This window comes from Polaromonas aquatica, assembly GCF_042659145.1.
Classification (GTDB): domain Bacteria; phylum Pseudomonadota; class Gammaproteobacteria; order Burkholderiales; family Burkholderiaceae_C; genus Polaromonas; species Polaromonas aquatica.
The window spans coordinates 265,944-289,607 of sequence record NZ_JBHSRS010000084.1; the positions used below are offsets into that span (position 1 = coordinate 265,944).

The window sequence follows — 23,664 nt, forward strand, 5'->3', positions numbered from 1 at the left end:
CAGGGCCAACAAGGCAAAACCTGGTTTGATGGCGACCCAATCAAAGCCTGCGCGGCCCCAATGCAAAAAGGGGCCGGGCAGACGTAGAAAGGAGTGCTATGACAGCGCTAGTAAATTCCGGACTCAAGTCAAGCCTTGAGTCACGCCTGAAAAGTGTCCGCAGCAGTGTTGCCAACATTGCCGACGACATCACGCAGGGCTTTTTCGAAATCACCCATAACGGTTTTGCCCTGCTGGGCCTGGCCGTTGTGTTTGCAGTGATCACCCTCACCGCCCGCCCCGACCTGCGCCAGGCCGGTGAGTCCAGGCTCATGGCCTGGCTGCAGGAGCGCCAGGAAGCCACGATCGGCTTTACGGAGCCAGCCGCGATTGACCGTGCCACCGCGGCCAACCCCAAAGACCTGCCCAAACAGCAGGCCGCCGTTGCCTACTGGCTGAGCCGCAAATACGGCGTGGCGCCTGAACCGCTGAGCGTCCTGGTATCGGCCGCCTTCGAGATTGGCGAGAAGGCCAAGCTCGACCCGACGCTGATCCTGGCCATCATGGCCATAGAGTCCGGCTTTAACCCGTTTGCCCAAAGCCCGGTCGGTGCGCAGGGCCTGATGCAGGTCATGACCAAGGTGCATCACGACAAATACGACAACTTCGGCGGCAAACTGGCCGCATTCGACCCGGTGACCAACCTGCGCGTAGGCGTCAAGGTGCTGCAGGAATGCATCAGCCGGGCGGGCTCCATCGAAGGCGGCCTCAAATATTACGTAGGCGCGGCCAACCTCGAGGACGATGGCGGCTACGCAGGCAAAGTCATGGCGGAACACGCCCGCCTGCTGGCGGTCGTCGGCAGCGGCGCTACGCCCTACCACGCCGGCGCTGCATCAACGCGCGCCATTCCCGTCAAGGCCGCACCGGCCGAGTCCAGCGACAAAGCGGCCGAGCTGGCCAGTTCCTGATCCCCGCGGCCACCCGGCCATCGACCGCTCTGCGGTACACTTGGGGGGTGCGCAACTGGCGATAGGCCTCTTGCTCCCGGACCTGTTCCGGCGAGCCCGAAGGCTGACGTGGGACACCACTTGGAAGCGCACCGCTGAAGTCGGTTTTGAATCCACACAGCGTTCAGCCGTTCGCCTGGGCAGCCCTTGTTCCATCCACCCGATGACAGGGACCACGTCTTTAAAGGACTGCCATGTACGACCGCAACATTCTTGTTGAACAAACCGATCCCGAGCTTTTCGCTGCCATCCAGGCCGAAAACGCCCGCCAGGAACACCACATCGAGCTGATCGCCAGCGAAAACTACGCCTCGCCCGCCGTCATGGCCGCGCAAGGCTCGCAGCTCACCAACAAATACGCCGAAGGTTATCCCGGCCGCCGCTACTACGGCGGCTGCGAACACGTGGACGTGGCCGAGCAACTGGCCATTGACCGCGTCAAGCAAATCTTCGGCGCCGATGCCGCCAACGTGCAGCCGCATTGCGGAGCCTCGGCCAATGAGGCCGTGTTCCTGGCTTTCCTGAAGCCCGGCGACACCATCATGGGCATGAGCCTGGCTGAAGGCGGCCACCTGACCCACGGCATGGCGCTGAACATGAGCGGCAAGTGGTTCAACGTGGTCAGCTACGGCCTCGACGCCAACGAAGCCATCGACTACGACGCGATGGAACGCAAGGCGCACGAGCACATGCCCAAGCTGATCATCGCGGGCGCCTCGGCCTACTCGCTGCGCATCGACTTCGAACGCTTCGCCAAGGTGGCCAAGGACGTCGGCGCGATCTTCATGGTCGACATCGCCCACTACGCCGGCCTCGTGGCCGCGGGCGTGTACCCCAACCCGGTGCCGCATGCCGACGTGGTCACCTCCACCACCCACAAGAGCCTGCGCGGCCCGCGCGGCGGCATCATCCTGATGAAGTCGCAGCACGAGAAGGCCATCAACAGCGCGATCTTCCCCGGCCTGCAAGGCGGCCCGCTGATGCACGTGATTGCCGCCAAGGCCGTCGCTTTCAAGGAAGCCATGGCGCCCGAGTTCAAGGCCTACCAGCAACAGGTGGTCAAGAATGCCCAGATCGTGGCCGACACCCTCACCGAGCGCGGCCTGCGCATCGTGAGCGGACGCACCGAAAGCCACGTCATGCTGGTCGACCTGCGCGCCAAGGGCATCACCGGCAAGGAAGCCGAGGCCGTGCTGGGCAGCGCCCACATGACCATCAACAAGAACGCCATCCCGAACGACCCGGAAAAGCCAATGGTCACCAGCGGCGTGCGTATAGGCACCCCGGCCATGACCACGCGCGGCTTCAAGGACGAAGAAGCGCGCCTGACAGCCAACCTGATCGCGGACGTGCTCGACAACCCGCGTGATGCAGCCAACATCGAAGCCGTGCGCGCCAAGGTTCACGCCCTGACGAGCCGCTTCCCGGTTTACCGTTAAACGGACTGCGTCAAATGAAGTGCGCAGCCGCTATGTTTTTAATAGCTGGCGGCGCACAATCCACCGGGGCCAGCGGCACAAAATGCCCATAATTTCAGGAAAAGCCCATGAAATGCCCTTTTTGCAGCCATCTTGAGACCCAGGTTGTCGAAACCCGGATATCCGAAGACGCAGACTTCATACGCCGCCGCCGCCAGTGCGGCGCGTGTGAAAAACGCTTCACCACCTACGAACGGCCCGACGTCACCTTCCCGGCGATTGTCAAAAAGGACGGCCGCCGCATCGAATACAAACGCAGCAAGATCCTCGGCTCCATGAACCTGGCCTTGCGCAAGCGCCCGGTCAGCACCGAACAGATCGACTCGGCCATCGAGCGCATCGAGGAAAGATTACTGAGCCTGGGCATCCGCGAAGTCGCATCCAACCGCCTGGGCGAGCTGGTCATGCGCGAACTGAAAAAGCTCGACAAGGTAGCCTACATACGCTTTGCCAGCGTGTACCGGAGTTTTGAAGACATTGATGAGTTCAAGACGCTGGTGGATGAGGTGAGGCGGTAGTTCACCCGCCCATTCCTTTTCCCGACTATCTCCAGCACTCCTCAACTGTTACCGTGCCAGAGATGGTTCGACGGCCGGTGTTGTCCAGCAATAGAGAACCGCATTTGTCTGTTGCCATGGGCCCTCCCACAACAGGAACTGCCTGGACGGTAAATGTAGCTACCGTAGGCGTACCCGAGAAACTGATACTGTAAGTACCAGCACCTGCTGCTGCGGTCTTGGGCACTGTCGCCAGAGCAGTCGGTACTGCGACAGCATTTCCTGCACGATCCTGGCTAAAACTATCATTCTGCGAATAGAAGCGCTGCATGAACTGCGCGGTTTCAAGTAATTGCCCGCGCGCCTCTGCCCGCCGTGATTTGGCAATCGAGTTGTTGTAACTCGGCAATGCTACTGCTGAAATAATGGCAACGATTGCAACCACAATCATCAACTCAATGAGAGTAAAACCGCGATTTCTCATACCTGCTCCACATTTAGAACGCAATTTCGACCAGGCGGCTACGATGAAGGAGGGCTGAATATCTGCCTCCAGGTGCGCCGAATTGAGTTTCTGTCACCTTGAAATAACCTGCTGGTGTTGGGCGACACCGTTACGCCTTGCGACCTGCCTCCGGGTTTTATCAAGATACCATCACTGCCATCGGCCCCTGTCTGATAGCCTATAGCCGAAGTCAAGTCATTGTTGTCAATGAAGCCATCCCCGTTGGTATCAAACGTTGGGCCACCGGTGCCAGCGGCGCCACTAAACGGGTCCAGAACGAAATTGATGCCAATGCCATTGGTCGCCTGGCAGGTCTGCACGGCCGCACCAGGCACAATCGTTTCAAAAAACACCCGACCCAAGGCTACTTGAGGGTCGTAAATCATACGTTGCCCTGCCTGAACAGTCAGGGGGAAGCGCCAACCACGTTTCGTTGCGTAGTCCACCGTATTGTTTGTCGAGGTGTAGTAAGTGACAGACTGCGCGGGGGTACCAGCAGAAACCGTGACGGTGACGGAAAGCTGCTGCAAAACCAATGTCGCAGTCCCGGCAATTGCATAAGTCGCGACGCTGGAGTCATCCCCAACCTTGACCTGATCCCATAGACCGTAAAGTGTCCTCTCCTGGGTATTATTTGTATCAGCCGTCTCAAACAATTTGCCAGTTCCAGCCAATACCAACGTCCCACCCAAGGGATGTACAACATAGGTTGGTGCAGCAGTAAACGGCTCAACCTGAGCATTCCTGTTAACTGCGGAAAATAGCGGTTTGGGAACCAATGCGGTGCTACCGAAGGCAACAGCCCAGTTAGCGGACGAGGTACTGGAGAAATCAAACTTCCATAGATTACCCATAAGATCGCCAGCATATGCTGCAACGATGCGTTGCTGCAAATCACGCACCACCCGGACACCACTTAAACCATTGCCTCCTCCGGCAACAGGAATACCTGTATCTATCCGTTTAATAAGCGCCCCGCTCAATGCATCGATAACAAATAGCTGCGCTCTGCCACTGGCGCTTTCGTAGCCATTACCAACAATGACGGCCCACTGGCCATTTCGCATCAAACCGACTTCCGCCGTTTGCATTAAATACCCAAGCTCGGCGAAATTGCCCGTATTTGTATTTTCCCAAAGAATATCGCTCGCACCGGGGGGCATCAATGTCGTGGTCAACGTACCGCTTCCTGTTGGTGAACTCGGCACCGGCACATTGATGGCAAAAATGTTCTTGGCACCCGCACCACCAGTTGCAATCACAAGGTTTCGCCAGCCCCCTGTTGTGCCAAAGCTCGAATCAAATACATCCGATTCAATAGTTGGCCCATCCACGTAATACTGGTGATCATATGGGGTCTGACTTAGTGCATTGACCTTGCCAAGTACCGCTCTCGGCATGAATGCAAAAGTCTCCGTGCCATTCACATCACTGAAAGCATGCAACATTCCATCATTGGCCCCGACAAACACCTGTGCGACACGGAATGTTTTGTTCCGAAGGAACTCCCTGTAAGAGTACTTTGCGACCGATGTTCCTGTTGTGCCGGTAGTAGAGGGCAGAAAATCGTACTGCATGTCCACCGTATCTTTTACCAGCGAGGGGGAGGAGTTAATAATATCACCCAGTTTTTTTGCACGGGCCCTATAAGTCGTGCCCTCGCCCGTCGCATCACCACGCAGGTAATTGACCAATCCCGGACCTGCCGCAGCACTAACACCAAGAGTTGCAGTCATGCTTTGCGCCGTCAAGCTGGCCCAGGTGAAGCTGATCCCCTTGGTTGTCGCATCCTTAAAGGTAAAAATATTGCGCGCGGCAGCCGCAGGCAAATGCTCCGAAGCTCGCCACGCGACCGTCGCATCGTTGCCATTCGAATCCAGCGTAACGGCGGACAATTCGCCGGTCCAGACATTGGTCCTGTATTCCGGAACATATTTTCTTGAGTCTGACGACAGAAAACGCCCCGATACAGCCACCCCCGCATCGCTGCCATTACGCTCGTCAATATTACTGATAACAGCTTGCAAAGCATTGGCATATTGTTGCGGGTCAGCCGCGCTTAAAGATAGGCCACGACTGTTAACAGCGGCATGCCAAAGGTCATCCACTTTATTATTGTCATCATTACTAGGGTCGCCCCAAGATTTTGTATTTGCCGTCAAGGCTGGCAGATCATCTGGATTGACCAAGTTACCGTTGACGCCGAATCCAATGGTGTAGTTCACCATATGCTGCCAGAAGGCGGGGTCACCTGCGGTCGGTTTGACCTCGTTGGCCAAATCAGTGCGGAGATCCTTACTCCAGTAGTACATGGCAACATCCGCCAACGTTCCAGAGAAATTGTCCCGATAGGGATAGGCACGTGTGTATGTATAACTTTGACCGTTTGGACCAGTAATCGGCGTAGTCAAGCTGGTGTTGTCCACATTGCCCGTTGCGCCAGCGTTTGATGCAGCAGCCCCATTCCAGCTTCCATCAGTCATCAGTAAATGAAATGATCTTCTACACGTCAAATGCGCAGTCGTATCCTCGGTTCCAGGCACAGCACCCCAAGGCCCCTTATTGTCTGACCTGCTGTAATACTCTCCTACGGCGCCCATGGCACGACGTAATGGCGTACCGCCCGGATCAACCTGAAGAGAAAAAAGCCACGTGTAAAAAGAGTCACGGTCCGTCCCCGTGAACGACCGCAAGCCTCGTAGCAACGTATTTGAGTTGACCCCATCAATACTTATGCTGGCAGATTGGTTGATTCGCCCATACCCCAATCGATAAGACACCGGCAATGAATAAAAGGCAGTTGCCGTACCCCCAATGGCGGCAAGCAGTTTGCTCCGGTAATAAGTAAACCAATTGGAGAAATTCTGCTGCTCCTGCGCCAAAGTACAAACGGTCACCGCTGGCAGCCCGCAGTCGGTGCGGTTGGGATCTTTTGAAAAGGTCGTTGAAACCGTTCCGGTGATAAAGGTCTGTGTGAAGTTACCAACCGCAGTTCCGGTCCCGCTAATTAACTTCCAGTACTGCGCGGGATACAAACTTTGTGAAGAATTCGAACATGTGGATGCATCTGTGCAAAAAGAGGTCGTGAACGTCTGTGTCGCCACGAGGTTAACCACAGTAAGCGGCACTCTGGGATCAGCCGGCGCCGCCGTAGCGGGATAAGTCGGATACGAAGTCCCATCAGACTTTAGCCATGGAGAGTATGTAATCGCCGGGTTGTAATATTGACTGTTGGTCGCAGACGATCTCAGTTGCCTTACAAAGAGAGTCGTGGCGTTGTAAGTAGCAACTCCACTTTTAAAAGTTGAGGTAGCGCTTGGCATGCTGCCAACATATTTACCGCTAATGCACAATGCTTCAGGCAAGCATTCAAAAGCCATTGAACCCGAATCATCGAAAGTAAACACCAGATTGGGAGGGACCGCAGCCCCCCCAACGATGAGGGGCGTCTGAGCTACTTGCGCATGAGTAAGGCCCCCACTCAACAGTACAACGACTCCAAATAAAACCCGGAAAATAAACTGCTTCATGGAACCGTCCTCATTGCCGCAGAATTGACTGCAGCCAAACTTCACTACCTGATTTAACCTGTCCGCTTGAATTAGTGCTGTAGTCCTGGCTATAACCTCGCGCGGTAATCAGATAGGACTCGCGCGCTGGGCCGCCCTGCAGAGTAACAAGCGGGTATTTCTCAATCATGCAACCCGGCAATGTTGTGACCGTACGGCCAGCAGCATTCGAGGAATTCGAAATTGCTGCGGTCACCGTATTCGCCACGCCAGTAGTCCAGTTTGTCCGCGAAGCCCATAAATTAGGAACAGTCTGGGTGCTGTTAAGAGGCATGGTGTTAATAACAAGCGTAGATACCCTGCTAAGCACCTGATTCTCACAATAACGCAAAGCGGTTTCAGCGGCCTGAGTCGCGACCGCACTGACCCTCAAATTATTTGACACCTGCTCACCCGAGATCGAATTCCTGACAGCAAGGACCGCGACGGTAGAAATGACCACCAACAAAATCAGTGCAAGAATCAATACGATCCCACTCTCTTTTTGGTGTCTTCTTGCGCGCAATGCGCGCTCGCCCCTGGAAAGAGTTGTGCTCATGATGAAAGTGCCCCGCGATTTCGCAGCGTAACCACGGACCGAAAGGCTTTCCTCAAAAACCGGTCCGTTGATGCCACGGAGTTGCCCGCGCAGTTGATATACGAACCCGGTGTATTCTGATCCGGCATTTCGCTGCGCATGACCAGACAGACCTTCACACTGACTACGCGCGACCAACGCTGGTCCACACTTCCTGGCAATAAATCAACACCTGCGGCCGTTAAATAACTTGTCACGACCTGGGAGGACACGTCATCTGCCACGCCATAGGTGAACACCAAACTTTCAACATACTGCATGATCGGCTGGGCGACAAAATTGCTACCGCCGCCATTTCCACCACAATACAACTCCGGCGTACCACTATTGGCGCCCGTCTTGACGTAAAAGCGTGACTCAACCAACGAATACGTAGGGCCACCATTAAAGTCAGAACTGGTCGCCGCATTAACAGCCTGACTCAGGCAATCTGTAGGATTGACGCCAGATGGCCCGGTGTTGTACGCATCACCCTCAAAACGCACAGATATGGCCGCCGTACCGGTTCCCGAATTGCAAGTCAACGAAAGTGTCGTACTCACGGTCGGGTTGCTAAAACCCGCATCACAACCCCGCACGCCCGCCCCTGCAAAATTGCTGTCATTTACCTGTACCGTGCCCGTCCCGGATACCGCCGTGTTGACAGGTACATTGGCCTGCGGAAAACTGAAGCCAGCCATCCGTATATAGCCGGCCATGTAATTCATGGCTACCGCAGCATCCTCGCTCATGCGGGTTGCTGTTTCAGATTGCTTGCCGGTTGAACTTGTCGCGGAATAGACAGCCAGGATCGCGCCCAGAATCACCACGCCAATAGTGATCGAGATCATCAGCTCAATCAGGCTAACCCCACTCTGGTAAAGGAAGACTTTCTTTGGAGGCTTCATATTCCAGCCCGAAAATAAAGACAGTGAGGTACCGTTGAACCTGACAACGCGGCGGCCGGACAACTGCTGCTGCCAGCGGTAATGAGTGAGGTGTCAGTCCCTGCTTTAAGACTGGGATCCGCCCACATAACCCAGATATCTACCGCGGGAGGGTTGGTGGTGTCACGCAACACGTAGGCATCGCCACCGGGCAAGCTTGTGCGAAGGCTATTACGCCATTCCGCAACATCGATAGCGGCCAATTCCGCACTCGTGCACTTTGAAGCAACAGCACACGTCGGTACGGTAATGGCCGTGGTTACCGACGAGTAAACGGCGGTTTTGTCGTACGCGCTTGCCATGAACCCATCGGCATTGGCGCGCATTCGGTCCGCATAGTCCGATGCGAGCTGGACTCCCACGGTCTGAAACTGCGCCATCTTTCCATATTGAATCGACGCTGCGGTCAACCCCCCCATTGCCAGCAAGCCGAAAGACATGATCACAATCGCAATCAAGACTTCGAGCAAGGAGGCTCCCTTTTGAGCGGAGGGTGCAACGGTAATAAATCTGATACCCATGGACAAACCCTGTCTTTACGAATCAGAACCGGTGCAACTGGCATTAGAGTCACTCAGAATCCGGGCGCGCCCTTGCATCGAGATGCACACCAGTTTTTGCTGCGCGCCATTCAGCGATGCGGAATTAAAAGTAAAGCTCGCAGCGCCTGCACTCAGCAAACCGGTAGGACGAAACACAAATTTATTAACGGCAGCCCCCGATGTTTTAAGGATACCGCCACTATCAGAAAGCACGCCCTGCACCCTCAAAAGGCTATCGTTCCCTGAAGAGCTGTAGTTGTTGGATGCATCAAGATCGCGATTCACAAAAATGAGCCACCCCGTTTCCCAGCCCCCCGACGCAGTAGTACATGTCGGTGTTGCACTCTCGCTGTTGGCGCTACGGCACATTACGACCGGCACGCCAGTCCGAATCGCCTCCGAACGCGCATACCGCAGTGCACTGATGAAAGTTGTAACGTGCCTGTTTACGGCACTCCCCTCTATCGTTGATAGCATGGATGGCACTGCCAGCGTCAAAAGCAATGCAGCAATCGCTATGGTGATCAGGAGTTCAATGAGGGTGAACCCCCGGTTTGCCGGAATTCGGTACATGGCCGCATGGTAGTTTCTATTCAGAGAGTCACGGTAGCGCTAACCGACAGACGCGGGCAAGCAGGCGCCAAACGGTTAATACAATGACAGGAACATCCCTGATTGAATACGCCAACAATCTGACAACATTTGGAAATCAAGCTGCATGCAGATCGATCGGTACACATCAATGGCGCTCGAAAATGCGCGTCAGGCCCTTCGCATCAGTTCGCCCAACCCGCGAGTGGGCTGCGTTCTCACCGCACCCGATGGCGCACTTCTTGGACAAGGCCACACCCAACATCGCGGCGGTCCACACGCCGAAATCATGGCCCTGCACGACGCAGCCGCAAAAGGCAACTCGGTCGCAGGCGCAACCGCCTACGTCACCCTCGAACCCTGCTCGCACCACGGCCGCACAGGCCCATGCTGCGATGCCCTGATTGCCGCGGGCATCAAAAAGGTCGTCGTATCTATCCAGGACCCCAATCCGCTGGTTGCGGGCCAAGGCATTGCGCGTCTGCGTGCAGCCGGTATCGAGGTCGAAGTAGGCCCGGGTGCGACCGAATCACGTGAACTCAATATCGGTTTCTTCAGCCGGATGATCCGCAAAACGCCCTGGGTGCGCATGAAAATGGCAGCTTCGCTGGATGGTAAAACAGCGCTGATGAACGGCCAGAGCCAGTGGATCACAGGGGAAGCCGCGCGTACCGATGGCCATGCCTGGCGGGCGCGCAGCTGTGCGGTGCTCACCGGCATAGGCACCGTGCTTGAAGACAATCCCCGCCTTGACGTACGGCTTGTCGATACGCCGCGCCAGCCGCATCTGGTGGTCGTGGACAGCCGGCTTGAAACGCCGCTGGATGCTCATCTTTTTATAGCTGGTCGCGCGCTATACATCTACGCCGCAGAGCGAAATGATGTAAAAAAGGCAGCACTGGAAGCCCGCGGTGCCGTCGTAACCTACCTGCCTGGCCCCAACAACAAGGTTGACCTTGCCGCCATGCTGCGCGACCTGGCGCAGCGCGAAGTCAACGAGCTTCACGTCGAAGCCGGCCACAAGCTCAATGGTTCGCTACTGCGCGAAGGCCTGGTGGACGAAGTGCTGCTTTACATGGCGCCCAAGCTTCTGGGCACCGCGCAGGGCATGGCCTCGTTTGGCCCCCTGGAAAGCCTCGCCGACGCCATTGACCTGCAGTTTTTGTCCACTGAAATGCTGGGCAACGACCTGCGCGTGCTGGCCCGAATCGCCGGGCGGGACCAGTTTTAGGCACATTGCCCCCTCCAAGAGGTCGCCAAACCGGCTTTCGCCTCCCTTTAATGCCTGATTAGTGCCCGTCCCTGCCGTAATGGCTTGAATCCCTGCGAAAATGGGGGGATGTTTACCGGAATCATCACCGGCTTGGGACGCATCGTCGCCATCCAAAGCCTGGGCAGCTCTTCAGACCATGGCAAGCGACTCACCATTGAAACGCCTGCGGGTTACCTCGATGACGTAGGCTTGGGCGACAGCATTGCGCTCAACGGCGCCTGCATGACGGCCGTGTCACTCGATACCGCCAACAACCGGTTCGCCATCGACATTTCCGCCGAATCCCTGGATAAAACCACCGGATTGGCCGAAACCGGCATCATCAACCTTGAAAAAGCCCTGCGCGCCCATGACCGCCTGGGTGGCCACATCGTGGCCGGCCATGTGGACGGCATCGGCAGCATCACGCATTTTGCGGAAGTCGGTGAAAGCTGGGAACTGCGCATACAAGCCCCTCAAGAGCTGGCCAAATACATGGCTTACAAAGGCTCAATCACGGTCAACGGCATCAGCCTGACAGTCAACCAGGTCCTGGACCTGCCCGACCACTCGGGCTGCGAGATCAGCATCAACCTGATTCCCCATACCGTGCAAAACACCGCACTGGGCCAACTGGCGGCAGGCTCCAAAGTAAACCTCGAGATTGACCTGATCGCGCGTTATGTTGAACGCATGCTGCAAGACACTTCCAAAGACATACGGAAAGCCTGAACATGACTGTCGCAATTTCCCCTGTAGAAGACATCGTCGCTGACATGCGCGCCGGCAAAATCGTCATTTTGATTGACGAGGAAGACCGCGAAAACGAGGGCGACCTAGTCCTTGCTGCGGACCATGTGACGGCTGAAGCCGTCAACTTCATGGCGCGTTTTGGCCGCGGCCTGATTTGCCTGACGCTCACGCGCGAGCGCTGCGAGCGCCTGCAACTGCCGCCCATGGCCACACGCAACGGCACCAAACACGCCACCGCGTTTACCGTATCCATCGAAGCCGCGGAAGGCGTCACCACGGGTATTTCCGCCGGAGACCGCGCACGCACCGTACAAGCAGCTGTCGCCAAAGACGCCAAGGTCAGTGACCTGGTCCAGCCGGGTCATATTTTTCCGCTGCAAGCGGTGGATGGCGGCGTCCTGATGCGCGCCGGCCACACCGAGGCAGGTTGCGATCTGGCAGCCATGGCCGGATGCACGCCTGCTGCCGTGATCTGCGAGATCATGAAAGACGACGGCACCATGGCCCGCCTGCCGGACCTGCTGGTTTTTGCCGCCGAACACGGACTCAAGATCGGGACCATTGCCGACCTGATCGAACACCGCAGCCGCAACGAATCGCTGGTTGAAAAAATCGGCAGCCGCACACTGAACACCGCTTTCGGCGAATTCACCGCACATGCCTTTAAAGACAAACCCAGCCAGGGACTGCACCTGGCGCTAGTCAAGGGACAGTGGTCGCAGGACGATACGGTAGAGGTGCGCGTGCACGAGCCCCTGTCGGTGCTGGATGCACTTGAAACCGGGCGCGCCATGCACTCCTGGAACCTGGAACAAAGCCTGCGGCATATTGCCGACAAGGGCAAAGGTGTTGCCGTGCTGCTCAATTGCGGCGAAAGTGCCGCACAGCTGCTGGAGCAGTTTGAAGGCACGGCGCGCGCCAGCCAGGCGCCGGAGCGCGGCCGCATGGACTTGCGTACCTATGGCATAGGCGCGCAAATCCTGCGCGACTGCGGCGTGCACAAAATGAACCTGCTGGGCAACCCCAGGCGCATGCCCAGCATGGTCGGTTACGGCCTCGAGATCGTCGGCTACATCAACAAATAACAGTCTATAAATCAAAGGGAACTCATCGTGTTTGGTGCAGAAAAAGGATCCGCCGACAAGCTGGACGGCAGAAAACTCGCCATCGGTATCGTGCAGGCGCGCTTTAACGAAAGCATTACCAATGCATTGGCCGACGCCTGCAGGCAGGAGCTTGCCGCGCTGGGCGTGGATGCAAAAAGCATCACGCACGTCAAGGTGCCGGGTGCGCTGGAGGTCGCCTCTGCACTGCAGGCCATGGCCGAGAGCGACAAATACGATGCCCTGATTGCCCTGGGCTGCATCATCCGCGGCGAGACCTACCATTTCGAGCTGGTGGCCAATGAAAGCGGCGCGGCGGTAACGCGCCTGGCGCTGGACTACCAGTTGCCGATTGCGAACGCAATTTTGACGACTGAAAACCTGGTGCAGGCGCAGGCCCGCCAGGACGAAAAAGGCCGGGACGCCGCGCGCGTGGCCGTCGAAATGGCCAACCTGCTCAATGAACTTGCCTGAGCCGCATCAAGCCTGCTTGAACGCTATCTCCTGAAACAACTCTCCACATAACTGGCGCTCCATGGCTGAACCCAAACCCAAACGACCTCCGCAAACCCGTACCGGCCTGACCGACACGGGCGTCAAGAAAGCGGCCGACAAATCACCACGCACCCGCGCGCGTGAATTTGCCATGCAGGCTCTTTACCAGCACTTGGTGGGCCGCAACGAGGCTGACTCCATCGATGCATTTACCCGTGACTTAGTAGGTTTTCACAAAGCCGACTCGGCGCACTACGATGCATTGCTGCACGGCTCCATCAATGACGCCGCAGCACTGGATGCAAGCATCATCCCGCTGCTGGACCGTCCCATGGCAGAGATCTCACCGATTGAACATGCGGTGCTCTGGATAGGCGTTTACGAATTCAAGAACTGCCTTGATGTGCCCTACCGCGTGGTCATCAATGAATGCATTGAACTGGCCAAGGCCTTTGGCGGCACCGACGGGCACAAGTATGTCAACGGCGTGCTGCACAAAATGGCACCCTCGCTGCGTGCCGCAGAAGTCGCAGCCGACAACGCCAAATAATCTCTTGAGACCACGAAAGGCATGCCGTGAAAATTGCCCAGCGGGCCGAACGGATTGAGCCCTTTTATGTCATGGAGGTTGCCAAGGCAGCCGCCAGCCTGGCCGGCAAAGTGGCGCACACCAGCGACCCCATGATTTTCCTGAACATTGGCGAGCCGGACTTCACCGCACCACCGCTGGTGCAGGAAGCCGCCGCCAGGGCCATCCGGCAAGGCGCCACTCAGTACACCCAGGCCATGGGCATGGTCGAGTTGCGCGAAAAAATCAGCGGTTGGTATGCCTCACGCTTCAATGTCGATGTTGCCCCCAGCCGCATCGTCATCACCGCCGGCGCTTCGGCCGCATTGCAGCTGGCCTGCCTGGCGCTGATAGAGGCCGGTGACGAGATCCTGATGCCGGACCCAAGCTACCCCTGCAACCGGCATTTCGTCAGCGCGGCCGAAGGACGCTCAGTGCTGATCCCGACCACGGCCGAAGAACGCTTTCAGCTGACCCGCGCCAAGGTTGAAGCCGCATGGGGGGAACATACCCGCGGCGTCTTGCTGGCCTCACCTTCAAACCCTACGGGCACATCGATTGCCCCGGAAGAGTTGCAACGCATCCACGAGTTTGTGCATGGCCGCGGCGGCATTACCCTGATTGACGAAATTTACCTGGGCCTGAGTTACGAAGAGCATTTCGGCCACACAGCCCTGGCCATGCCCGGCGAGCTGGGCCAAAACATCATCAGCATCAACTCCTTCAGCAAGTACTTCAACATGACGGGCTGGCGGCTCGGCTGGCTGGTTGTGCCCGAGGTCCTGGTACCGGTCATAGAGCGCATCGCGCAAAACCTCTTTATCTGCGCCAGCACGGTTGCCCAGCATGCAGCCCTGGCCTGCTTTGAAGCTGAAAGCCTGGCCGAATACGAACGCCGCCGGGGAGAGTTCAGGGCCAGGCGCGACTACTTCATTCCCGAGCTCAACCGGCTGGGCCTGACCGTCCCCGTGATGCCCGACGGGGCGTTTTACGCCTACGCCGATTGCTCGCACATCGCAAGGCGCTGGGGTATTGCCGACGCCAGGCCAGACGGCACCGGCGGCAGCTGGGATTTCGCTTTCGAGCTGATGAAACGCGCACACCTGGCCGTCACACCAGGACGTGACTTCGGGCATGCAGCGCCGGAAAAGTACATACGCTTTTCCACGGCCAGTTCCATGGAGCATCTGCGTGAGGCAGTGAAACGGCTGGAGGCGGTCATTGGATAAACCGGATTTCAGTTGGCCCCTGCGCGTTTATTGGGAAGACACGGATGCCGGCGGCATTGTGTTTTATGCCAACTACCTGAAATTTTTTGAACGTTCACGCACCGAGTGGCTCAGATCATTGGGCATCGAGCAGCAGCGCCTCAAGGAAAGCACGGGCGGCATATTTGTTGTCAGTGAAACCAGCGTGCGTTATCTGCGCCCTGCCCGCCTGGATGATGAACTTGTTGTTACAGCGAGTCTGGTCGAGGCAGGTCGTGCGTCCATGATAATCCGGCAGCAGGCGCTATTAAAAGCAGAGCATGCAGAAAACCCGGGCTCCGGCACGTCTGCTACCCTGCTCTGTGAAGGCACCATACGCATCGGCTGGGTCAATGCCTCAAACCTGCAGCCCATGCGGATTCCGGCAAGCATCCTTGACAGCCTGAAAACCTGAATTTAAAACTTCAATATGAACCAAGATTTATCCATCGTCAGCCTTATTCTCCACGCGAGCTGGGTCGTTCAGGCTGTGGTCGCACTACTGGTTGGCGTATCCGTTGCCAGTTGGGCTGCGATTTTCAGGAAAGTCGTTGCACTCAAGCGGGTCCAGAAACTCAACGAGGACTTCGACCGCGAATTCTGGTCCGGCACCAGCCTGAACGACCTGTTTGCAGGTGCCGCCCAGAACGCAAAAATCTCAGGGCCCATGGAACGCATCTTTGCCAGTGGCATGCGCGAGTACCAGAAACTGCGCGAACGCCGCATAACCGATGCAGGCACGCTGCTGGACGGCGCGCGCCGCGCCATGCGCGCCAGCTACCAGCGCGAGCTCGACGCCATTGAGGCCAACCTGTCCTTTCTGGCAACGGTCGGTTCCGTGTCTCCGTATGTAGGTTTGTTCGGCACGGTCTGGGGCATCATGCATGCCTTTACGGGGCTGGCCGCGCTGGAACAGGTCACCCTGGCCACCGTGGCGCCCGGTATTGCGGAAGCGCTGGTCGCGACCGCCATAGGCCTGTTTGCTGCCATCCCGGCGGTGGTTGCCTACAACCGTTTTGCACACGACATAGACCGCATCGCCAACAAGCTGGAAACCTTTATCGAAGAGTTCTCCAACATCCTGCAACGCAACCTTGGGGCACAGTCGCCCTCGGGTCACTAAGTACGAAGGAAGATTGCCATGCCAGCAGTCTCTTCGCGTGGCCGGGGCCGCCGTACCATCAGTGAAATCAACATGGTGCCCTTCATTGACGTGATGCTGGTGCTGCTCATCATCTTCATGGTGACGGCGCCGCTCATCACACCAAGCATGATTGCGCTACCCAAGGTCGGCAAGGCGCCAAGCCAGCCGCAAAATCCCATCCAGATCATGATCAGCAAGGACGAGACCATCCAGATCAAGGTCAAGACCGATGCCATACCCAGCAACGTGGGCAATGTCGCAAGCGACATCGTGAAAATGGAACCGAAGGTCAAGGCGGGCGCTGACGCTGTGCCCGTGGTGATCAGCGCCGACAAGTCCATCAAGTACGAAACCGTGGTCAAGGTCATGGATGCCCTGCAAAAAGCGGGGGTGTCGCGCGTCGGCCTGTCCGTGCAGACCGGCAAATAAGGCCGTAAACCCTGCTTATGCCCAGCGCCACAGACAGACTGGATTTTGCGCCCCCGCGCGACGCAGGTTCGGTGCGCGCCTTTGGCCTGGCCCTGCTGGTCCACATCCTGCTGATCGCTGCGCTGACCTGGGGCGTGAACTGGAAACGTTCGGATCAATCCGTGTCCTTCGAGGCCGAGCTATGGTCCAGCGTTCCGCAGGCGGCCGCGCCAAAACTGGTTGAGGCGCCGCCACCGCCGCCGCCGGAACCGGCCCCAAAAGCACCGGAAGTGAAAACCACACCGCCTGCACCCGATGTAGACATTGCGCTGGAGCAGGAGAAAAAGCGCAAGCTGCTGCAACAACAAAAAGAGCTTGAAGCCCAAAAGGCGCTGGACAAACAAAAAGCAGAAGCTCTGGCCAAAAAAGAAAAGGAAAAGGAAAAGGAAAAAGAGTTAAAGGCCAAGGAAGAACAGGCCAAACGCCTGGCCGCGCAGCAGGAAGCCAAAAAGCTTGAAGCCCAGAAACAGGCCAGGCAACAGGATGCCGACAAACAATCCCAGGCGGCGGCGCAAAAGCAGCGCCAGGAAGCCCTGAATCGCATGATGGGTCTGGCTGGTGCAAGCGGTGCGCCAAATGCAAGCGGTACCGCACAAAAATCCAGCGGGCCTTCTGGCAGCTACGGCGGCAAGGTCAGGGCCAAGGTCAAACCCAATGTGGTGTTTACCGATGACGTCGCGGGCAATCCGACCGCCGAAGTGGAAGTGCGCACCACGCCTGACGGCACCATCATCAGCCAGCGCCTGGTCAAGTCCAGCGGCAATGCGGCCTGGGACGATGCAGTGATCAAGGCCATCATCCGCACCGGCAGCATGCCGCGCGACGTTGACGGCCGGGTTCCCACGCCCATGATTCTTGAGTTCCGGCCCAAGGACTGAGTGCTGAAAACCCGCTATTAATTCAATAGCTGGTTGCGCTCATTCCTCCTGGGCTACAGCCTCTTTTTACTCATAAACGATCTGAGCCATCCCCTTGTCGGCCTGTGCCATCCAGCTGGACAGTGCAGCATCGGTCGGGAAAAATTTCGCCCGCTCGTCAAGCACGATGTCGGCGCCTACCGAGCCGAAATCGGCATCGCGCCTGAGGCTCAGGCGCACCGGCAAACCACGCACCAGTTCGCCCTGTTCCGTCATTTCACGGCGCGGCGGAAAGTCGCGGACCATGCGTGAAATATCCGGTGCAGAACCGTTGACCGCCACGCGCAGGTACTTGCCAAACTTGCAACGCGCCGTTTCCAAGTCCCACACCTGCGTGACCTTGAAGCGGCGGCCGAATCGCTCGGAAGCGCCTTGCAGCGTTCCCTGGACAACCACAAACTCATCGTCCTTGAGCAGGTTGCGATAGGTGTTGAACGTGGCTTCATCAACGGAGGCTTCGATCACATCCGTTTTATCGTCCAGTTTAAAAATAATCACCTTGCCGCGCTGGCCATTGATGACACGCAGGTCCGTGACGATGGCCGCCAGCAACTGCTGGTCACGCGAATCCATCAGGTCCTCAATCTTGCGCTTGGCAAACTTGCGCACCTCAAGCTCCACCTCATCAAAAAGGTGGCCGGACAGGTAAAAACCAATCGCGGTCTTTTCCAGCACCAGACGCGCCTTGACGCCAAACGGCACAGCGGGCACCAGCGGCGGCTCCTGTGTGCTGGCCGCATGCGAGTCCATGTCGAACAGGCCGGTCTGGTTGGCATTGGCCTCGGCCGCGGCGGCAAATTCAAATGCGCGATCCACCGATGCCAGCAGCTCGGCGCGGTTCAAATGCAGGTTGTCAAAAGCGCCTGCCTTGATCAGTGCTTCAACCGTGCGTTTGTTGAGTTTTGACTTGTCAACACGCACGCAAAAATCGTACAGCGAGGTAAACGCCCCGCCGCTTTCACGCGCAGCGACGATCGCGGCAATGGCCTGCTGGCCGGTTCCCTTGACGGCGCCCAGGCCGTAGCGAATGCTTTTGTCGGTGATCGGTTCAAAACGGTAATTGCCGCGGTTCACATCGGGTGACTCGAAGGACAGGCCCATTTTTTGCGCATCGCCAAACAGGATCTTGAGCTTGTCGGTGTCGTCCATTTCCACCGTCATGTTGGCGCAAAAGAACTCGGCGGTGTAATGCACCTTGAGCCAGGCCGTGTGGTAAGCCAGCAGCGCGTAAGCAGCAGAGTGCGACTTGTTAAAGCCGTAGCCTGCGAACTTCTCCATCAAGTCAAAAACCTCGTCGGCCTTTTCCTCGCTCAGTCCATTGATGCCCGCGCCCTTGCGGAAGATTTCGCGCTGCGACGCCATCTCCTTCTCGTCTTTTTTACCCATGGCGCGACGCAACATGTCCGCACCACCGAGCGAATAACCGCCCAGGATCTGCGCGGTCTGCATCACCTGCTCCTGGTAGACCATGATGCCGTAGGTCTCCTCCAGCATGGGCTTGACGCGCGGATCGGGGTACTCCGGCTCCTCTCGCCCCTGCTTGCGGGCAATGTAGGTCGGTATCAGGTCCATAGGGCCCGGCCGGTACAGCGCATTCATCGCAATCAGGTCTTCAAGCCGGTTCGGCCTGGCGTCCTTGAGCATGCGCTGCATGCCGGTACTTTCAAACTGGAACACGGCTTCGGTCTTGCCCTCGGCAAACAAGGCATAGGTCCGCGCATCGTTGAGCGGCAGGTTCTCGAACTTGAAGTCCTTTTGTGTCGGGTGCCGGGCAATGATGAACTCTCGCGCGATCTCCAGGATCGTCAGCGTCGCCAGGCCCAAAAAGTCGAACTTGACGAGGCCGATCGCCTCCACATCGTTCTTGTCATACTGGCTCACCGCCGAGCCGCTGCCGGGCTGCAGGTAAAGCGGACAAAAGTCGGTCAGCTTGCCCGGCGCGATCAGCACCCCCCCAGCATGCATGCCGACGTTGCGGGTCAGGCCTTCGAGCTTGCGGGCCAGCTCGAGCAGGGTGTGAACGTCTTCTTCCTTGGCCTCGCGCTCGGCCAGCAGGGGTTCGGCCTCCAGCGCGTACACCTGCTTGTCATTCTTTTTACGTTCGGCGGGCAGCAGTTGCAGCGTGACGGCCTGACCCGGCTTGTTCGGGATCAGTTTGGAAATGCCGTCGCAAAATCCATAGGGAAAGTCCAGCACCCGGCCCACGTCACGAATGGCCGCACGTGCCGCCATGGTTCCGAAGGTCACGATCTGGCTGACCGCCGCATGGCCGTATTTGTCCTTGACGTAATCAATGACGCGGTCGCGGTTGCTCTGGCAAAAGTCGATATCGAAGTCGGGCATGGATACCCGCTCGGGATTCAGGAAACGTTCGAACAGCAGGTTGTACTGCAGCGGATCCAGGTCGGTAATTTTCAGCGCATAGGCCACCAGGGAGCCGGCACCCGAGCCCCGTCCCGGGCCCACCGGGCAGCCGTTGTTTTTGGCCCAATTGATGAAGTCACCCACGATCAAAAAGTAGCCCGGGAAACCCATCTTCAGGATGGTGTTGATCTCGAACTCCAGGCGTTCCACATAGGCAGGCCGCTTTTCGTCACGCACGGCTTCATTCGGGTACAAGTGCTTGAGTCGCTCTTCAAGGCCTTCAAAGGAAGTCTGGCGGAAGTAGTCATCGGCTGGCATGCGCACGCCATTGACTTCAGGCGTGGGGTAATCCGGCAACATGGGCTTGCCGAGTTCCAGCTTGAGGTTGCAGCGTTTTGCGATTTCCAGCGTATTGGCGAGCGCGGACGGAATGTCGGCAAACAGCTGCGCCATCTGCTCCGCCGACTTGAAGTACTGCTCACGCGTGAACTTGCGCACGCGGCGGGCATTGCCCAGGATTTCGCCCTCGGCGATGCACACCCGTGCTTCATGCGCCTCGTAATCGTCGTAAGTCAAAAACTGCACAGGGTGTGTTGCCACCACGGGCAGATTCAGGCGTGCAGCAAGTTGCACGGCAGCGCTGACATGCCGCGCATCGTCGGCCTGCTCGGCACGCTGGAGTTCAATGTAAAAACGGTGCGGAAACATTCCCGCCAGGTGCAGCGCACACTCCACGGCCCGCGCGTCGTCGCCCTGCACCAGCGCCTGCCCGATGGCGCCGCGCTGCGCACCCGACAACGCGATCAGGCCCTCATTCAGCTCACCCAGCCATTCAAGGCTGATGATGGCCTGGTCGCGCACCACGCCGCGCGTCCACGCGCGCGTGAGCAATTCGGACAAATTCAGGTAACCCCTGTGGTTTTGCACCAGCAACAGCATACGCGCAGGAGGAGATGCAGCGTCCTTGCCCGGCACCTGTACCCACACATCCGCAGCGATCAACGGCTTGACGCCCTTGCCACGGCATTCCTTGTAAAACTTGACAGTGCCAAACAGGTTGCTCAGGTCACTGATCGCCAGTGCCGGCTGCTGGTCTGCTGCTGCGGCAGCCACGATTTCATCTATGCGGTTGGTCCCGTCGACGACTGAAAACTCGGTGTGGATTCGTAAATGGACAAACATCGAAGAATTTTAGCCCCCACGGTCGTTCACTACGTGTAACTCCCGGCGAAGCAGGTTCCGCGGCCCCTATTTGTAAAGTCCCCACTCCGCCTACTGCCCCGCGCTTACCTGCCTACAATTCCCGGCATCATGAAAGTTCTGAATATTGCGGCGTACAAGTTTGTGGCGCTGGATGCGCTGCCTCAATTGCAGGCAGCTGTCCTGGAAACCCTGCAAACACTTGGTCTGAAGGGCACCGTGTTGCTGGCGGAAGAAGGCATCAACCTCTTTCTCGCCGGGCCATCGACGGCAATTCATGATTTTTTGGCATGGCTACGGCAGGATGCACGTTTTGCAGATATTGAGGTCAAGGAAAGTTTTTCAAACGCCCAGCCCTTTCGCAAGCTGCTGGTGAAAATAAAACCCGAAATCATCCGCATGAACCACCCGGCCATCCAGCCGGCTACGGGTCGCGCACCGGCGGTTGATGCTGCCACGCTCAAACGCTGGCTGGATACGGGTCATGACGATGCTGGTCAACCTGTTGTCACGCTGGACACCCGCAACGATTTCGAGGTCGACGTCGGGACATTCAAGAATGCCATTGACTGGCGTATTACGAAATTCACGGAGTTCCCGCAAGCCCTGCTCGACCACAGCCAGGAACTGCAGGGCAAAACCGTGGTGAGTTTTTGCACCGGTGGCATACGCTGTGAAAAAGCGGCGATCTTCATGCGCGAAGCCGGTGTGCAAAACGTCTACCAGCTTGACGGCGGCATCCTGAAGTATTTCGAGCTCAATGGGCACGCCCATTTTGAAGGGGAATGTTTTGTGTTTGACGACCGCCGGGCCCTGGACCCTGCGCTGAACCCCAAAATCAATCCATGACACCTGCGCCAAAACAGTGCCGCTCTGGCATGTTTCGGCATCTTGTCTGACAATTGGCGGCCTGGCATTCTGCGACGCTGGCAGGACAATTTTCGCAAACCCTTGCAGCGGCGGCCAGGCCCGCCCATCCCATAAAGGCAGCCCATGAAAAGCACCCTGCCCGCGCCAACATCTGCCTTGCAAATGGATGCGCCGCTGTCGCCATTGTCGAAACTGGCCGCGCGGTTTTCTGCGGTCCGCCAGCAAACCGAAAACCTGATCAGGCCGCTGAGCGCAGAAGACTGCCAGCTCCAGTCCATGCCTGACGCGAGCCCGGCCAAGTGGCACCTGGCGCACCTGACCTGGTTTTTCGAGACCTTTGTGCTGGAGCGTTTTGAAGCCGGGTTCAAGCCTTTTGATGCCAGCTTTCGCGTGCTTTTCAACAGCTACTACAACGGCGTGGGTGACAAATACCCTCGTCCCCAGCGCGGCCTGATCAGCCGCCCTTCGCTGCAGGAAGTTTTGGACTACCGGGCACAAGTCAACCTGCGCATGCTGGAAACCATGGCCAGGCTGCAAGCGCATGGATCGCAGCGTGAACAGTGCGAATTGCGGGAGCTCATAACACTGGGCCTGCAGCATGAACAGCAACACCAGGAACTGCTGCTGACGGATATCAAGCATGCCCTGTCATTCAACCCCGAAAGGCCTGCCTATGCCCGGCACTGGCCCCTGGCAGGCATCGCCCCCCAGGCCGCAAGCTGGCTACCCTATGCGGGCGGCTTGATCGAACACGGCTTTGACAGGGCACATGACGGTGAATTTGCATTCGACAACGAGACACCACGCCATCGTTTTTATATTGCGCCCTTCGAGCTGGCCAGCCGGCTGGTGACTAACGGCGAAATGATGGCCTTCATTGCCGATCGAGGCTACCAGAGGCCGGAGCTCTGGTTGTCCATGGGCTGGGACTGGGTGCAAGCCGGCCGGCACGCCTTGCCGCTTTATTGGCAGTGCAGCACAGGCAACGGCATAGGCGACTACCGGAACTTCACGCTGCAAGGCCTGGTGGACCTTGACCCCAACACCCCTGTGTGCCACCTGAGCTATTTTGAGGCCGATGCCCTTGCACGCTGGGCAGGTGCGCGCCTGCCTACGGAGTTTGAATGGGAGCTTGCTGCCAGGGGCCTGCCGGCAAGCGCAGGACCCCAGGGCAACTTTGTAGAGAACGCCGCCTATCACCCCCTGCCCCAGCAGGAAAACAGGCAAGGCCAGCCCATGCAGATGTTCGGCGACGTGTGGGAGTGGACACAATCAAACTACAACCCCTACCCCGGTTACAGGCCCTGGGAAGGCCTGGTCGGCGAGTACAACGGCAAGTTCATGTGCAACCAGTTTGTGCTGCGCGGGGGATCCTGTGCCACGCCGCAAAGCCATATCCGCGCCAGCTACCGCAACTTCTTCCCCCCCGATGCCCGCTGGCAGTTCAGCGGTTTGCGCCTGGCGCGGGATATAAGCTGAAAATAAGCGTCAACAAAGTCAGATCCGCGTTGTGCACCGGCCACAGCCAGCGCGAAGGGCAGGAACTCCGGCACGAGAAGCGGTTTTAAAGAGGATGGATGCTTCCAGGCCTAAGAAAAAATATTCATAC

General features: G+C 57.8%; 22 protein-coding genes and 1 riboswitch. Of the genes, 15 read left to right on the forward strand and 7 right to left on the reverse strand.

The genetic code is table 11. The features are described 5' to 3' along the window. Positions 1 to 98: 98 nt before the first annotated feature. The 3 genes from ACFQND_RS22440 to nrdR all read left to right on the forward strand — a co-directional run bounded on the left by ACFQND_RS22440 (position 99) and on the right by nrdR (position 2,985). On the forward strand, positions 99 to 950 hold the full coding sequence (locus ACFQND_RS22440) for a lytic transglycosylase domain-containing protein (protein ID WP_371439760.1): 852 nt from the start codon (positions 99 to 101) through the stop codon (positions 948 to 950). A gap of 41 nt (positions 951 to 991) precedes the next feature. Further along, positions 992 to 1,138, forward strand: a riboswitch (ZMP/ZTP riboswitch). A gap of 45 nt (positions 1,139 to 1,183) precedes the next feature. After that, positions 1,184 to 2,428: a serine hydroxymethyltransferase gene (glyA, locus tag ACFQND_RS22445; RefSeq protein WP_371439761.1), complete on the forward strand. Its 1,245-nt coding sequence runs from the start codon at positions 1,184 to 1,186 to the stop codon at positions 2,426 to 2,428. Between the two features lie 107 nt (positions 2,429 to 2,535). Continuing rightward, positions 2,536 to 2,985, forward strand: coding sequence for a transcriptional regulator NrdR (gene nrdR, locus ACFQND_RS22450; RefSeq protein WP_371439762.1), 450 nt, complete (start codon positions 2,536 to 2,538; stop codon positions 2,983 to 2,985). Positions 2,986 to 3,010: 25 nt separating this feature from the next. Here the strand turns inward: nrdR and ACFQND_RS22455 are convergent, their stop codons facing one another. From ACFQND_RS22455 to ACFQND_RS22480, 6 genes are read right to left on the reverse strand one after another with little or no spacing between them, the layout of a single operon-like run. Next, the gene (locus ACFQND_RS22455) at positions 3,011 to 3,448 is read right to left on the reverse strand and encodes a type IV pilin protein (protein WP_371439763.1); all 438 of its coding nucleotides are present in this window, start codon (positions 3,446 to 3,448) and stop codon (positions 3,011 to 3,013) included. A 38-nt stretch (positions 3,449 to 3,486) separates the two neighbouring features. Beyond that, positions 3,487 to 6,999 (reverse strand): pilus assembly protein, encoded by a 3,513-nt coding sequence (locus ACFQND_RS22460; RefSeq protein ID WP_371439764.1) that lies wholly within the window; start codon positions 6,997 to 6,999, stop codon positions 3,487 to 3,489. 10 nt (positions 7,000 to 7,009) lie between these two features. Beyond that, the gene (locus ACFQND_RS22465; protein WP_371439765.1) at positions 7,010 to 7,576 is read right to left on the reverse strand and encodes a pilus assembly PilX family protein; all 567 of its coding nucleotides are present in this window, start codon (positions 7,574 to 7,576) and stop codon (positions 7,010 to 7,012) included. Beyond that, positions 7,573 to 8,502, reverse strand: coding sequence for a PilW family protein (locus tag ACFQND_RS22470; RefSeq protein ID WP_371439766.1), 930 nt, complete (start codon positions 8,500 to 8,502; stop codon positions 7,573 to 7,575). The genes ACFQND_RS22465 and ACFQND_RS22470 overlap by 4 nt, the downstream gene beginning before the upstream one ends. Then, complete coding sequence (pilV, locus tag ACFQND_RS22475; protein ID WP_371439767.1) at positions 8,499 to 9,062, reverse strand: type IV pilus modification protein PilV; 564 nt, start codon at positions 9,060 to 9,062, stop codon at positions 8,499 to 8,501. Before pilV ends, ACFQND_RS22470 begins: the two co-directional genes overlap by 4 nt. Positions 9,063 to 9,077: 15 nt before the next feature. Continuing rightward, positions 9,078 to 9,656, reverse strand: a complete 579-nt coding sequence (locus ACFQND_RS22480) for a GspH/FimT family pseudopilin (protein WP_371439768.1) — start codon at positions 9,654 to 9,656, stop codon at positions 9,078 to 9,080. A 145-nt stretch (positions 9,657 to 9,801) separates the two neighbouring features. Here ACFQND_RS22480 and ribD point away from each other — a divergent pair, with 145 nt between their 5' ends. From ribD to tolA, 10 genes are all read left to right on the forward strand, one after another. Then, complete coding sequence (gene ribD, locus ACFQND_RS22485) at positions 9,802 to 10,905, forward strand: bifunctional diaminohydroxyphosphoribosylaminopyrimidine deaminase/5-amino-6-(5-phosphoribosylamino)uracil reductase RibD (RefSeq protein ID WP_371439769.1); 1,104 nt, start codon at positions 9,802 to 9,804, stop codon at positions 10,903 to 10,905. A 108-nt stretch (positions 10,906 to 11,013) separates the two neighbouring features. Further along, a complete protein-coding gene (locus ACFQND_RS22490; protein ID WP_371439770.1) occupies positions 11,014 to 11,658 on the forward strand; it encodes a riboflavin synthase in 645 nt (214 codons plus the stop codon). A gap of 2 nt (positions 11,659 to 11,660) precedes the next feature. Next, on the forward strand, positions 11,661 to 12,764 hold the full coding sequence (ribBA, locus tag ACFQND_RS22495) for a bifunctional 3,4-dihydroxy-2-butanone-4-phosphate synthase/GTP cyclohydrolase II (RefSeq protein WP_371439771.1): 1,104 nt from the start codon (positions 11,661 to 11,663) through the stop codon (positions 12,762 to 12,764). 27 nt (positions 12,765 to 12,791) lie between these two features. Further along, positions 12,792 to 13,256 carry a 6,7-dimethyl-8-ribityllumazine synthase gene (ribH, locus tag ACFQND_RS22500; RefSeq protein ID WP_371439772.1) on the forward strand — a complete coding sequence of 155 codons (465 nt, stop codon included), beginning with the start codon at positions 12,792 to 12,794 and terminating at the stop codon, positions 13,254 to 13,256. 61 nt (positions 13,257 to 13,317) lie between these two features. Further along, positions 13,318 to 13,827 (forward strand): transcription antitermination factor NusB, encoded by a 510-nt coding sequence (gene nusB / locus ACFQND_RS22505; RefSeq protein WP_371439773.1) that lies wholly within the window; start codon positions 13,318 to 13,320, stop codon positions 13,825 to 13,827. Positions 13,828 to 13,853: 26 nt separating this feature from the next. Continuing rightward, positions 13,854 to 15,074 carry a pyridoxal phosphate-dependent aminotransferase gene (locus ACFQND_RS22510; protein WP_371439774.1) on the forward strand — a complete coding sequence of 407 codons (1,221 nt, stop codon included), beginning with the start codon at positions 13,854 to 13,856 and terminating at the stop codon, positions 15,072 to 15,074. Beyond that, positions 15,067 to 15,507: a tol-pal system-associated acyl-CoA thioesterase gene (locus tag ACFQND_RS22515; protein ID WP_371439775.1), complete on the forward strand. Its 441-nt coding sequence runs from the start codon at positions 15,067 to 15,069 to the stop codon at positions 15,505 to 15,507. The genes ACFQND_RS22510 and ACFQND_RS22515 overlap by 8 nt, the downstream gene beginning before the upstream one ends. Positions 15,508 to 15,522: 15 nt before the next feature. Next, positions 15,523 to 16,215, forward strand: coding sequence for a protein TolQ (gene tolQ, locus ACFQND_RS22520; protein ID WP_371439776.1), 693 nt, complete (start codon positions 15,523 to 15,525; stop codon positions 16,213 to 16,215). An 18-nt stretch (positions 16,216 to 16,233) separates the two neighbouring features. Further along, on the forward strand, positions 16,234 to 16,665 hold the full coding sequence (locus ACFQND_RS22525) for a biopolymer transporter ExbD (protein WP_371439777.1): 432 nt from the start codon (positions 16,234 to 16,236) through the stop codon (positions 16,663 to 16,665). Between the two features lie 17 nt (positions 16,666 to 16,682). Next, complete coding sequence (gene tolA / locus ACFQND_RS22530; protein ID WP_371439778.1) at positions 16,683 to 17,582, forward strand: cell envelope integrity protein TolA; 900 nt, start codon at positions 16,683 to 16,685, stop codon at positions 17,580 to 17,582. 66 nt (positions 17,583 to 17,648) lie between these two features. Here the strand turns inward: tolA and dnaE are convergent, their stop codons facing one another. Next, entirely contained in the window at positions 17,649 to 21,167 is a 3,519-nt protein-coding gene (dnaE, locus tag ACFQND_RS22535) for a DNA polymerase III subunit alpha (RefSeq protein ID WP_371439779.1), read from the reverse strand. A 126-nt stretch (positions 21,168 to 21,293) separates the two neighbouring features. Here dnaE and ACFQND_RS22540 point away from each other — a divergent pair, with 126 nt between their 5' ends. After that, complete coding sequence (locus tag ACFQND_RS22540; RefSeq protein WP_371440080.1) at positions 21,294 to 22,034, forward strand: sulfurtransferase; 741 nt, start codon at positions 21,294 to 21,296, stop codon at positions 22,032 to 22,034. 144 nt (positions 22,035 to 22,178) lie between these two features. Next, positions 22,179 to 23,534, forward strand: coding sequence for an ergothioneine biosynthesis protein EgtB (egtB, locus tag ACFQND_RS22545; protein WP_371439780.1), 1,356 nt, complete (start codon positions 22,179 to 22,181; stop codon positions 23,532 to 23,534). The last annotated feature ends 130 nt before the right edge of the window (positions 23,535 to 23,664 follow it).

Excerpts from the sequence above, each read along its gene's own strand:
- ACFQND_RS22440 (WP_371439760.1), top strand. The coding sequence starts at position 99 with ATGACAGCGCTAGTAAATTCCGGACTCAAGTCAAGCCTTGAGTCACGC.
- glyA (WP_371439761.1), top strand. The coding sequence starts at position 1,184 with ATGTACGACCGCAACATTCTTGTTGAACAAACCGATCCCGAGCTTTTC.
- nrdR (WP_371439762.1), top strand. The coding sequence starts at position 2,536 with ATGAAATGCCCTTTTTGCAGCCATCTTGAGACCCAGGTTGTCGAAACC.
- ACFQND_RS22455 (WP_371439763.1), bottom strand. The coding sequence starts at position 3,448 with ATGAGAAATCGCGGTTTTACTCTCATTGAGTTGATGATTGTGGTTGCA.
- ACFQND_RS22460 (WP_371439764.1), bottom strand. The coding sequence starts at position 6,999 with ATGAAGCAGTTTATTTTCCGGGTTTTATTTGGAGTCGTTGTACTGTTG.
- ACFQND_RS22465 (WP_371439765.1), bottom strand. The coding sequence starts at position 7,576 with ATGAGCACAACTCTTTCCAGGGGCGAGCGCGCATTGCGCGCAAGAAGA.
- ACFQND_RS22470 (WP_371439766.1), bottom strand. The coding sequence starts at position 8,502 with ATGAAGCCTCCAAAGAAAGTCTTCCTTTACCAGAGTGGGGTTAGCCTG.
- pilV (WP_371439767.1), bottom strand. The coding sequence starts at position 9,062 with ATGGGTATCAGATTTATTACCGTTGCACCCTCCGCTCAAAAGGGAGCC.
- ACFQND_RS22480 (WP_371439768.1), bottom strand. The coding sequence starts at position 9,656 with ATGTACCGAATTCCGGCAAACCGGGGGTTCACCCTCATTGAACTCCTG.
- ribD (WP_371439769.1), top strand. The coding sequence starts at position 9,802 with ATGCAGATCGATCGGTACACATCAATGGCGCTCGAAAATGCGCGTCAG.
- ACFQND_RS22490 (WP_371439770.1), top strand. The coding sequence starts at position 11,014 with ATGTTTACCGGAATCATCACCGGCTTGGGACGCATCGTCGCCATCCAA.
- ribBA (WP_371439771.1), top strand. The coding sequence starts at position 11,661 with ATGACTGTCGCAATTTCCCCTGTAGAAGACATCGTCGCTGACATGCGC.
- nusB (WP_371439773.1), top strand. The coding sequence starts at position 13,318 with ATGGCTGAACCCAAACCCAAACGACCTCCGCAAACCCGTACCGGCCTG.
- tolQ (WP_371439776.1), top strand. The coding sequence starts at position 15,523 with ATGAACCAAGATTTATCCATCGTCAGCCTTATTCTCCACGCGAGCTGG.
- ACFQND_RS22525 (WP_371439777.1), top strand. The coding sequence starts at position 16,234 with ATGCCAGCAGTCTCTTCGCGTGGCCGGGGCCGCCGTACCATCAGTGAA.
- tolA (WP_371439778.1), top strand. The coding sequence starts at position 16,683 with ATGCCCAGCGCCACAGACAGACTGGATTTTGCGCCCCCGCGCGACGCA.
- dnaE (WP_371439779.1), bottom strand. The coding sequence starts at position 21,167 with ATGTTTGTCCATTTACGAATCCACACCGAGTTTTCAGTCGTCGACGGG.
- egtB (WP_371439780.1), top strand. The coding sequence starts at position 22,179 with ATGAAAAGCACCCTGCCCGCGCCAACATCTGCCTTGCAAATGGATGCG.